At 68.9% G+C, this 2,521-nt stretch carries 3 protein-coding genes; 1 reads left to right on the forward strand and 2 read right to left on the reverse strand.

Annotated elements, in window-relative coordinates; translation table 11 throughout:
* Positions 1–898 (forward strand): Bug family tripartite tricarboxylate transporter substrate binding protein (locus ACIPIA_RS14095; RefSeq protein ID WP_400510454.1); only part of this gene is annotated, 898 nt, incomplete at its 5' end.
* 27 nt (positions 899–925) lie between these two features.
* Here ACIPIA_RS14095 and lpxB read toward each other — a convergent pair.
* Both lpxB and lpxI read right to left on the reverse strand, forming a co-directional pair.
* Positions 926–2,113 carry a lipid-A-disaccharide synthase gene (gene lpxB / locus ACIPIA_RS14100; protein WP_400510455.1) on the reverse strand — a complete coding sequence of 396 codons (1,188 nt, stop codon included), beginning with the start codon at positions 2,111–2,113 and terminating at the stop codon, positions 926–928.
* A partial coding sequence (lpxI, locus tag ACIPIA_RS14105) for a UDP-2,3-diacylglucosamine diphosphatase LpxI domain-containing protein (protein ID WP_400510457.1) occupies positions 2,113–2,521 on the reverse strand: 409 nt, incomplete at its 5' end. The genes lpxI and lpxB, both read right to left, overlap by 1 nt.

The following is a 2,521-nucleotide window of genomic DNA, read 5'->3' on the forward strand; positions in this document are numbered from 1 at the left end:
CTTTCCGACCCGGCCGATCACGCTGGTCGTGCCCTTCGCTGCCGGCGGCTCGACCGACATCGTCGCCCGGCTCGTCGGCCAGAAGATGAGCGAAATCCTCGGCCAGAACGTCGTGATCGAGAACAGGGCCGGGGCCGGCGGCAATGTCGGCTCCACTGCCGTCGCCCGCGCTGCGCCGGACGGCTACACGCTGCTGCTCGGTACGATCTCGACGCATGCCCTGAATCCGGCGATCCTGAAGACCGTCACCTTCGATGCCGTGAAGGACTTCACCCCGATATCGCTGCTCGCGATCGTCCCCAACGTCATGGTGGTGAACCCCAGCTTTCCGGCCAAGACGGTGAAGGAGGTGCTGCAGGTCCTGAAGGACAATCCAGGCAAGTACTCCTACGCGTCCTCGGGGGTCGGCACGCCGCTGCACCTCTCCGGCGAGCTGTTCAAGTCTCTCGGCGGCGTCCAGATGAACCATGTGCCCTATCGCGGCGCCGGCCCCGCCCTGAACGACGTCGTCGCCGGAGCGGTGCCGATCATGTTCGACAACCTGCCCTCCTCCGCCGGCTTCATCCGCAACGGCCAGCTGCGCGCGATCGGCGTGACGACCAAGGAGCGCGTCGCGTCCTTCCCGGACGTCCCGACCATCGCCGAGGGCGGCCTGACGGGCTACGAGACCTATACCTGGAATGCGCTGTTCGGCCCGGCCAACATGCCCCGCCCCATCGTCGAGAGGATCAACCAGGCCGCCAATCAGGCGCTCAAGGACGAGGCCGTGAAGAAGAAGCTGAACGACGTCAGCGCCGACATCGTCGGCTCGACGCCGGAGCAGCTGGGCGAGCACGTCAAGACCGAACTCGCCAAATGGGCGCCGATCGCCAAGGCCTCGGGCGCTGTCGTCGAATAGGCGAACGGCCGCGAGGCTGCGGTCGGCCTAGAGGGAAACCACGGGCCGGCCGCTGCGCTTCGCAACAATGGCCAATGCCGCTTCAAGCGCATTGGCGGCGGGGCTCGGCCCGGCGGAGCGCATGATCGCCTCGACCTCGGCAAAGCCTTGCAGCTGGCTGGATCGCTCGGGGCCTTCGCTCAATGCGCCGAGGAGGTGACGGCTCAGCGCCTCGGGCGTTGCCTCCTCCTGGATGAACTCCGGCACGATGTTACGGCCGACGATCAGGTTCGGAAGGATCACGCTCGGCAGCTTCACGAGCCGACGGGCGATCGCCGCCTCCCAATCGGCGCCCCGATAGGCGGCGACCGTCGGAATCTGCGACAGCGCAAGCTCCAGCGTGACCGTGCCCGAGGTTGCCAGCGCAGCACGGGCGTTGCGGAAAGCCGCGAGCTTGGCAGCCTCACCCGTGACGATCTCCGGGACAACCGGCCAGCCGGCGACCGCCTCGGCGATCGCGGGCTGCAGACGGGCGACCGCCGGCAGGACGAAACGTGCGCCCGGCACGGAGGCGGCGACCTTGGCGACTGCCTCGCCATAGACGGGCAGCATATGATGGATCTCCGAGCGGCGGCTGCCCGGCAGGACCAGCACGATCGGCCGCGATGCATCGTCTCGCGCATCCTGCTCCGTCTTGTCCGGCCGGAGCTCGCGCAGCCGCTGCATCAGCGGATGCCCGACATAAACGGTCTCGGGGCCGTGAAGCCGCGCCAACGCAGCCGGCTCGAAAGGCAGCAGCGCCAGAATCCTGTCGACATGCGGCGCCATGCGCCGGGCGCGCCCTGACCGCCAGGCCCAGACGCTGGGGCAGACCCAGTGCACGATCGGGATGCCCGGTGCCCGTGCCCGCACCTTCTTCGCGACCCGCAGGCAGAAATCGGGGCTGTCGATCGTCAGCAGCAGATCGGGCTCGAAGGCGACGACGCCGCGCGCGGCATCGCCGATCCGGCGCAGCAGCAGCGGGAGGCGCGCGATGACCGGGCCGAAGCCCATGACCGCGATATCGGATTGCGGGAAGAGCGGCCGCAACCCCGCCTCCGGCAGGCCGTGATCGCCGACACCACACAGCTCGATCGCGCGCCCGCCGAGCCGCTCGCGCAGCGCTGCGACGAACTGCAGCGCGAGCGCATCGCCGGAGGCCTCACCGGCGATGATAGCGAGACGGAACGGCCGCATCAGGCTATGCCCTCGACGAAGAGGCCGAGCCTGTCGGCAAGCTTGCCGAGCTCGTCACGATCTCCCACGAGCACCTGCCCGGCCTTGATGCCGATGCCGCACAGGCCGGCTTCGGCGACATGGCGCAGCGTGTCCGCGCCGATGGCAGGCATGTCGACGCGCAGGTCCTGCCCGAGTTTCGGAGCCTTCACCAGCATCCCGTCACCCTTGCCGATCCTGAGGCGCCCCCGGGCGCGCAGATCGGCGACACGGCCGATCATCGCATCCGTGCCCTCGGCCGCCTCGATCGCCACGATGCGATGATCGGCCAGGATCGCGGCCTGCCCGACATCGAAAGGCGACAGCGCTCCAAGCAGGGAGAAGCCATGTACCAGCACCTCCCGCTGCCCGGGCGTAGCCTGTCGACGG

This window comes from Allobosea sp. CER48, from assembly GCF_044752385.1.
Taxonomy (GTDB): domain Bacteria; phylum Pseudomonadota; class Alphaproteobacteria; order Rhizobiales; family Beijerinckiaceae; genus Allobosea.